Source organism: Rhabdonatronobacter sediminivivens (assembly GCF_013415485.1).
Lineage (GTDB): Bacteria > Pseudomonadota > Alphaproteobacteria > Rhodobacterales > Rhodobacteraceae > Rhabdonatronobacter > Rhabdonatronobacter sediminivivens.
In genome coordinates, this window is the sequence record NZ_JACBXS010000030.1 from 1 (window position 1) to 7,194 (window position 7,194).

The window sequence follows — 7,194 nt, forward strand, 5'->3', positions numbered from 1 at the left end:
AAGCCCCACGCCAAGCCGCTTCCTGAAGGCTTCAGGCCGCCGAACCGGCCCTGAAAGGCAAAAATCGAGGTGCCCTATAGCAGATATCGCACTTAATCGCAATTCCCGGATAGGGGTGCATCGGCTATTGCGGTCTCACACCCTCACTGGAGCCCCCTGCCATGACCGCCCTGCTGCTTACGCCTCTGCCCTGGCCCTCGGCCTTGCCGCCGCCTTAGCCCGCGCCCCGCGCGACGGGTTCGAGACTGAAATCTTCATCGATGCCCCGCCCGCGCGTGTTGGTCGCCCATCCGGGCCGCGAATTGCGCTGGCTGGGGCGACTGGGCCTGCCGCGCCTCTTCGATGGCGAGCATTACTTCCGGCTGATCCCCGAGGCAGGCGGCACCTGGCTGATCCAGGGCGAGCGCTTCCACGGTCTGCTGCTCTGGGCGATGGATGTGCAGCAGTTCCGCGCCGGGTTCGAGCCCGGAAATGCGGCGTTGAAGGCGCGCGCGGAATGCAGTGAGCGAATGCAAGCCCAGTCTGAAAACGGCCACTTGGCGCTGGCAGACACCTGCGAAAGGGTATCGGGATGACTGTTGATATTGTGCTGCGCCCCTATGCCGGGCAGGACCGCGATGCCTGCCTCGCCATCTGGCGCGCGGCCTCCGAGGCCGGACACCCGTTCCTGACGCGCCCGGCGCTTGATGCCGATCAGGTGCTGGTGCGTGACGTCTATCTGGCGAAGGCCGCGATCACCCTGGCCTGCGACGGAGCAGGACCGGTCGGCTTCATCGCATTGATCGACGATTTCATCGGTGGGCTGTTCGTGCAGCCCGGCCGGCATCGGCAAGGGGTCGGCCGTCTGCTGATCGCCGCCGCTTCGCGGCAGGCTGGCCCGCTGAGTGTCGAGGTCTATGCAGAAAATGCGAAAGCCCTGCGCTTCTACGAAACGCTTGGCTTCGTGCCGACAGCCGAGCGTGCAACCGACGATCAGGGACGTCCGCATGCGCTGGTTCGGCTGGGGCACCCGTGCCTTGCGGCCATATGCGGGCCCAATGACTGCCCGGATGCTCCGCAAATGACAGCGGTCACTCGGACCTGATGCGGTATCGCAACGAGATCCGTTTCCGCTGCAACTTCAGAGGACACCACTCGGTCGCAGTCAGTCTGCGACGCACAAGGTCATGGCGCCCTTTGCTCCCCCGAAACACTCACCCGTCCTGATGATCCGCGTTTGTTGAAGAGTGCGCCAGAACCTCAAGAGAAACCGCGACAGTCGCAAATGCGCCAACCAGGGCCCAAAGATGCCATAACCGGTGCGCAATCTCCGGCGTGGTCGCCCCCATCTGGCTGACACGCACAAGACCATCTATGGCCGCCGTCGATGGAATGATCTGCGCGATCCAGTTCAGATGCGCGGGAATGGCCTCGACCGGCCAGGCAAAGCCCGAGAGGAAGAAAAACGGCAGCCCTACGGCCAGCAGCACCACCTGAACCACTTCACCGCGCCGGAACAGGGCCGCGACGCATTGCGCCAGCAATCCGGTTGCCAGCACGAAGGGCAGGCCGAGCATCAGCACTGCCGTTACATTGCCCAGATTGGGCAAGCCATAAAGCGCAGGCAGGACAATCAGATAGAGCGGCAGCAGCACCGCATAAAGCGCAATCCAGGCCCCCATGCGCCCCAGCACCCGCCAGACCGGGTGGCCGTGCCCTTGCCCGCGCCGTGTTGCGACCAGCGCAAGGCCCATCAGCATGGTCTGTTGCAGGATCAGCACGAAGGCCGCGGGCAGCACATAGGTCGCATAGCCCGCTGCCGGGTTGAACAGCGGCACTTCGACCTGTTCGGCAGGGCTGACTTGCGCAAGTGCCACATCGGGGGCCGTGCCTTCTGCGATCAGGCGCCCCATTTCGACCTCAGCCCCCAACTGGCGCAGGGGCACGGCGGCGCCTTGCATGACGCGCTGATACATCAGGAAGTAGCTGGCATCCGCATAGAGCGCGACGGGGCTTTGACTGCCGCGCAACAGCGCGCGTTCAAAGCCCTCGGGGATGACCAGCACACCATAGGCGCGGCGCTCCTGCACCAGACGGGTGGCCGCGATCATATCGCGCGCGTCATGGCTGAGCGTCACGGCCTCGGACGCAGTGACCTGCCGTGCAAGGTCCGCTGAACTGGTCGAGCGGTCCAGATCGACCAGCACAACCGGCACATCGCGCAACAGCTCGGCCCGGTAGGGATAGGGATAGACCAGGGCATAGATCACCAGCGCGGCCAGCACGATCAGCCGCACCTGACGATCTGCGAAGATACCGCGCAACTCGCCGCGCAGGGCGGTCAGGATATCGCTCATGTTGCGGCCTCGATCGCGCGGCGCAGACGAACCAGCCGCAGCAGCACAACAGCCCCCAGAGCGAGTGCAATGCAGGCCAGCCAGACCACCGACCAGACAGCGATATCCAGCGGTGTCTGGCGCAGGGACTGGTCGATGCGCAACTGCACATACCATGTGCCGGGGATCAGCGCGCCCCAGGCTTGGGCAAGCTGTGACATGGCCTCGCGCGGGAAGCCCAGCCCCATGAAGCCGAAAGCCGGGGCGGTGATCACGGCGATGATGCTGGCCGCACGGCCCATGTCGCGGGTCAGCACAAAAGCCGCCGCGCCGATCAGTTGCACGCAAAGCACAAACAGCACGGCACCGGTTGCCATCAGCAGCAGCGAGCCGCGCAAGGGCACGCCCAGCCAGCCATAAAGCGCGATATCCGACAGCCCGAGGATCAGCAGGAAAATCAGCGTGTAAGGCAGGATCTTGCCCAGCATCGCGGGCAACACCCCGCCAGCCATGCGCGCCAGCACCTGCGGGTGCCGCCCCGGCCCGAAATCCAGCGAAATCGCATAGGCGGTCGCAGCCGCCGCGATGATCTGCAGCACTGTGGGCACGAGCGCGGCCAGCAGGAAATGCACATAGTCAAAGGCCGGGTTGAACAGCGCATGGGCCTGCAGGGGAATGGGCTGGATGCGGGCCGTGGCCTGCACGGGTGCCTCGCCCTGACCCTGCCGGATCGACAGGCGCTGCCCGGCCAGTGCTGTATCAATGGCACCGCGTGCCCCGCGCGCGACCATAGATCCCGCGCTCATGTGCTGGTTGTCGTAAAAGATCACGATTTCCGGGCGTGCGCCGCGCAGGATGTCACGCTCCAGCCCCTGTGGCAGATAGATTGCGCCGCGCGTCTGGCCCGCCACAATCTGCGCGCGGGCGTCACTCAGGCTCAGCGCCTGTTCATGCACAGTGATTTCGGGGGCGGCATCCAGCATGCGGGTGATGCTGCGCGACAGGTCCGAGCGATCCAGATCAACCACTGTCACGGCCATGCCCGTGGGAATGCCCGCGCGGAAAATCCCCGTCAGCACGACCAGCATCAGTACCGGCAGCAAGACCACCAGCCCCAGCAGAGCCGGGCGCCGCAGGATCAGCCGGATCTCGCGCAGCATCACCGCCAGCATGATCTAGCCACCCAGCGAGATCAGCGCCGACATGCCGGGCCGCAGCCCCTCGACCGGCTCAAGCGGGCGGGCGCGCAGTTCGAAACTGCGCAGATCGAAATCGCCCGTGGCGCGTGTGGCCCGCCAGCTTGCGAATTGCCCCTGCACATTGATCAAGGTGATCTCGGCCTCGATATCGCGCTGCAGTGCGGGCACATGGACCGAGAGAGCATCGCCCACTTGCAGCCCGGTCAACAGATCCTCGCGCAGATTGAAGGTGAACCAGGCCTGATCGATATCCACGACCGTGAAGAGCGGCGCACCGGGGCCGACATTCTCGCCCAGCTCGATGAGGCGGGCGGAAATCTCGCCACTGAGGGGCGCGTAAATGGTCAGCTCGTCCAGATCGGCCTGACGCTGGGCCAACGCGGCTTCAGCCTGCGCGACCTGTGCTGCGGCCACTGCGCGCTCTTCGGGCGAAGCACCGGCACGCGCCAGATCAAGCTGCGCCTCGGCAGCCTCGAACCGGCGGGCGGCGGTATCGACATTCCGTATGGTCTGGTCGATGACAGCCTGCGGACGCAACCCTTGCTGGCCCAGTTCCGCGTCGCGGCTCAGCTGCCCTTCGGCCAGTTGCAGATCGGCCTGCGCCGCGGCCAGTTCCGCTTCACGAGCGCGGATCACCTCGGGCCGGGTGGCCCCGGCGGCAGCTTCCGAGGCGCGCGCGACGTCCAGCCCGGACGCGGCGGCGGCATGGCTGGTGACAAGTTGCGGGTTGGACAGTTCCGCCAATATCTGACCAGCTTCGACCTGTGTGCCCAGTTCGGCCATGATCTCGGCCACCCGGCCAGACGTGCGGGCGGAGATATCGACGCGCGGGGCCGCGACCTCGCCTTGGATCAGCAGGGCGGCAGGGCGTGTAACCCACCAGACAGCAGCCGCTACAGTTACTGCGAGTAGTGCCGCAACCAGAAACGGAAGCGCGGCTTTGCGGGACCAGACCTTTGAGGACGTCATGAGAAGGGCTTTCTGTGGCGCGATGGATCGTCAACAACTTATAAGAAGTGTGCATGCGCCACAATTCGCCCGCGGCCACCTGGTCGCAACGTCAGTTGCGCTGCAGCCGGATGTTGCGCCGCGCTCATTGTCGGGTTGCGACCCATGCTCTGATGGCTCACGCCGCGACCTGCCCGGCCCATGATGGTCATTCGCCATCGCCCCCGTCGAGGTCCGGTGCCAGCCCTTCGCTGCCGCGCGGGTGGACCAAGTCCTCGGCGCTTCGCCCCACCGCCCAGGTTACCAGCAACGCACAATAACCAGGCTTTCGGCGATATGCGATAACAGGCCCGACGGCACCTCTGTCTCCTGTGCGTGCCGCTCGCACTCTGCGACGACCCCGTCCACCTTTTCGACGGTCTCCGCGGCGCGCTTCAGCCTGATTTCGGCCTTTGCCGCAACTGCATCGATTTGCGCACGACCTGGCCTGCGGGCTTCACCGGCGATCAGCAGCGTGTTTTTGCCACCCGGTCCTCGGCTGAAGCTCAGGTCACAGGCCGGGACGAGGCGCCAGTCACCGGTGCGGTCCATAAGGAGCCTGAACCGCCCTCACCGGCATGCGCGCCAGCAAATGGGCGGCCAGCCAGCCGCACTCATTCTGGGTGACGGGCGTGCCGAAGATCACAGGTGTAGCCTGTGCCGCCGTCGCGCCCACCGCCTGATCGCGCGCCAGACGCATGGGCATCGCTGGGTCGACCTCCAGCGAATTCACGCCGTGATCATCGGGACTGGATGGTCGTTTCCGTCACCTTCCGATATTCGGGGCCTGCCTCGCCGCTGGACCAGGGCCGCCACAGGACAGGGCCTGCTCATCCGTCTGACGCAAAGGCGACCTCGCAGCGCAGGCCGGCGCTGATCTTGGTGTCGGGGTTCGGCAAGGCGAGGCGGATGCCGAAGGTCGAACTTGCCGCATCGACGACCTGATCGACAACGACAACGACGGCCTGATAGGCACCGCCCACCGGCTCTTGCGGGAAGACGGTGGCTTCCGTTCCCACGCTTACCGCATTCAGCATTGACGCGGGAAGATAGGCCTCGACATGCAGCGGGTCGATCCGTGCCAGGTGCAGGACGGGGGCGTCCTGATGGACAAATTCCCCCGGAGACAGCATCCGCTCGACCACGATGCCGTTGATCGGACTACGGATCTGGCGCAGGGCCAGCAGACGCTCGGCGCGGTCACGCTCCATCAGGGCGGCCTCGGCCTCCAGCGCGGCGCGTTCGGTTTCCAGCGCCACCAGACGGCGTTCGGCCTGCAGTTCCTCATACTGTGCTTCGGTGGCGACCTGCCGGGCAAACAACTCCTCGATCCGGGCGCCGCGGGTCTCGGTCAGCTCGGCGCGGGCACGCGCGATCTCAAGCTCGATGTTGGAACCGGCCCGCAGCGTGGCCATGGACAGTTCGACCTCCTGCACGCTGGATTCCAGCCGGGCGAGGATCTGGCCCTCCTGCACGGTCTCGCCGCGTTCCACCGGCACTTCGGTCAGCAGGCCCACTGTCGCGCTGGACAGGCGTATCTCCATCGACGGGTGGATGACGCATTGCTGCCGGGTCTCCAACGCTGCAACCGTGCCTCCATGCAGCAAGGCCAAGAGCGTCACGATGGCGCCGGTTCCGCATATGCCAGAACGCATGTCAGTCCCTCCTGTCCAAAGCCGCGCGCGCGGCGGCCACGCGCCGGGGGTCGGCCCAGGCCGGGCTTTCCCGTTGCAGCCTGTCCAATGTGGCCGGGCGCATCCGCGCCAGCAGGATGTCCTGCATTGCCGTCAACAGCGCCTGCGGATCCTTCAGTCGCCGATGCACAGCCCTGGCCGTCGTTGGCGCAAAGGGATCCGTTCCGGGGGCGCTGTCCGGCACCATGGACGGCGCGGCACCTTCCGTGGCGAAATACGTGGCCTGTCGACGGGCCGCGCCGATCTGGTTGAACAGGACCATCAACGCCGCGGCCAGATGTTCGGGCAGGATCGAGGCAGGCCCCCTGCGCAACAGCAGGTCGCTGGCCAGGGCATGGATGATGGCGAAAAGGATCGCGCCTCGCGTCGTCTCGGCATCCGGCAGATCGGCGGTCAATTGCGCGATCAATGCCTGACCGACCACAAGTTCGCGGCCGATCACCCGTGGCCGGGGCGGTCCGGGATCATCCAGTCGCAGCGTCAGCCCGTCCAGATCGAAGGCTGCGTCCAGTTGCGTCTGCAGCACCTTGAACTGATGCGGCAAGGGCAGCGGGGGTGCGGCGTCCTGCGTTCGCCCGCGCAGGGCCAGCAGAACCTCCCGCGGCGCGGTCCCGCTCCGGTTGTCGGCGATCAGGACATAATCTTCGCTTCGGGGCAGCGTGATCTCGGCCACCATTGCGGCTTCGACCTGCCGGTCGAACAGGGCGTCGATGGGCCCGGGAAAGCTGTCATGGCTTTCGGCATCAGCCAGCAACAACCGCAGCGGACCATCGCTTTGGGCTTCGATCCGAAGGCTGCCGCCAAGGGGCAGGCCGCGCAGCGCGGCGCCGGTCCAGTTGCCCGCGGCCACCTGCAGGCGCAGCCGCGATGTCCTTTCGCGGTCATCCCCTTCGGCTTTGAGCGTGGCGCGCTGCAAGTTCATGCTCCATTCCGACGACCTGGGCGATACCCCGGGTCCATGAGCGATGCAGAGGAAGCTGCCCGGGATGCGGAGAGGGT

General features: G+C 66.0%; 9 protein-coding genes. 2 read left to right on the forward strand and 7 right to left on the reverse strand.

The genetic code is table 11. The features are described from left to right. The first annotated feature begins 260 nt into the window (after positions 1 to 260). Both HUK65_RS13485 and HUK65_RS13490 read left to right on the forward strand, forming a co-directional pair. A complete protein-coding gene (locus HUK65_RS13485) occupies positions 261 to 575 on the forward strand; it encodes an SRPBCC family protein (protein WP_179906798.1) in 315 nt (104 codons plus the stop codon). Continuing rightward, positions 572 to 1,084, forward strand: a complete 513-nt coding sequence (locus HUK65_RS13490) for a GNAT family N-acetyltransferase (RefSeq protein ID WP_179906799.1) — start codon at positions 572 to 574, stop codon at positions 1,082 to 1,084. Before HUK65_RS13485 ends, HUK65_RS13490 begins: the two co-directional genes overlap by 4 nt. 109 nt (positions 1,085 to 1,193) lie before the next feature. Here HUK65_RS13490 and HUK65_RS13495 read toward each other — a convergent pair whose 3' ends face one another. The 7 genes from HUK65_RS13495 to HUK65_RS13525 form a co-directional block, all read right to left on the reverse strand. Then, positions 1,194 to 2,336 (reverse strand): ABC transporter permease, encoded by a 1,143-nt coding sequence (locus HUK65_RS13495; protein WP_179906800.1) that lies wholly within the window; start codon positions 2,334 to 2,336, stop codon positions 1,194 to 1,196. Next, positions 2,333 to 3,487, reverse strand: coding sequence for an ABC transporter permease (locus HUK65_RS13500; RefSeq protein ID WP_179906801.1), 1,155 nt, complete (start codon positions 3,485 to 3,487; stop codon positions 2,333 to 2,335). Before HUK65_RS13500 ends, HUK65_RS13495 begins: the two co-directional genes overlap by 4 nt. Before the next feature lie 3 nt (positions 3,488 to 3,490). Then, the gene (locus tag HUK65_RS13505; RefSeq protein WP_179906802.1) at positions 3,491 to 4,483 is read right to left on the reverse strand and encodes an HlyD family secretion protein; all 993 of its coding nucleotides are present in this window, start codon (positions 4,481 to 4,483) and stop codon (positions 3,491 to 3,493) included. A 279-nt stretch (positions 4,484 to 4,762) separates the two neighbouring features. Continuing rightward, a complete protein-coding gene (locus tag HUK65_RS13510) occupies positions 4,763 to 5,053 on the reverse strand; it encodes a hypothetical protein (RefSeq protein ID WP_179906803.1) in 291 nt (96 codons plus the stop codon). After that, on the reverse strand, positions 5,037 to 5,234 hold the full coding sequence (locus HUK65_RS13515; RefSeq protein ID WP_179906804.1) for a hypothetical protein: 198 nt from the start codon (positions 5,232 to 5,234) through the stop codon (positions 5,037 to 5,039). The genes HUK65_RS13510 and HUK65_RS13515 overlap by 17 nt, the downstream gene beginning before the upstream one ends. A 97-nt stretch (positions 5,235 to 5,331) precedes the next feature. Continuing rightward, positions 5,332 to 6,156 carry an efflux RND transporter periplasmic adaptor subunit gene (locus tag HUK65_RS13520; protein ID WP_179906805.1) on the reverse strand — a complete coding sequence of 275 codons (825 nt, stop codon included), beginning with the start codon at positions 6,154 to 6,156 and terminating at the stop codon, positions 5,332 to 5,334. A gap of 1 nt (position 6,157) precedes the next feature. Beyond that, positions 6,158 to 7,117: a hypothetical protein gene (locus HUK65_RS13525; RefSeq protein WP_179906806.1), complete on the reverse strand. Its 960-nt coding sequence runs from the start codon at positions 7,115 to 7,117 to the stop codon at positions 6,158 to 6,160. Between the last annotated feature and the right edge of the window lie 77 nt (positions 7,118 to 7,194).

What these genes read in the sequence shown, in the direction of transcription:
- HUK65_RS13510 (WP_179906803.1), bottom strand. Translation starts at nt 5,053, where the DNA reads ATGGACCGCACCGGTGACTGGCGCCTCGTCCCGGCCTGTGACCTGAGC.
- HUK65_RS13490 (WP_179906799.1), top strand. Translation starts at nt 572, where the DNA reads ATGACTGTTGATATTGTGCTGCGCCCCTATGCCGGGCAGGACCGCGAT.
- HUK65_RS13505 (WP_179906802.1), bottom strand. Translation starts at nt 4,483, where the DNA reads ATGACGTCCTCAAAGGTCTGGTCCCGCAAAGCCGCGCTTCCGTTTCTG.
- HUK65_RS13495 (WP_179906800.1), bottom strand. Translation starts at nt 2,336, where the DNA reads ATGAGCGATATCCTGACCGCCCTGCGCGGCGAGTTGCGCGGTATCTTC.
- HUK65_RS13525 (WP_179906806.1), bottom strand. Translation starts at nt 7,117, where the DNA reads ATGAACTTGCAGCGCGCCACGCTCAAAGCCGAAGGGGATGACCGCGAA.
- HUK65_RS13485 (WP_179906798.1), top strand. Translation starts at nt 261, where the DNA reads ATGCCCCGCCCGCGCGTGTTGGTCGCCCATCCGGGCCGCGAATTGCGC.
- HUK65_RS13500 (WP_179906801.1), bottom strand. Translation starts at nt 3,487, where the DNA reads ATGCTGGCGGTGATGCTGCGCGAGATCCGGCTGATCCTGCGGCGCCCG.
- HUK65_RS13520 (WP_179906805.1), bottom strand. Translation starts at nt 6,156, where the DNA reads ATGCGTTCTGGCATATGCGGAACCGGCGCCATCGTGACGCTCTTGGCC.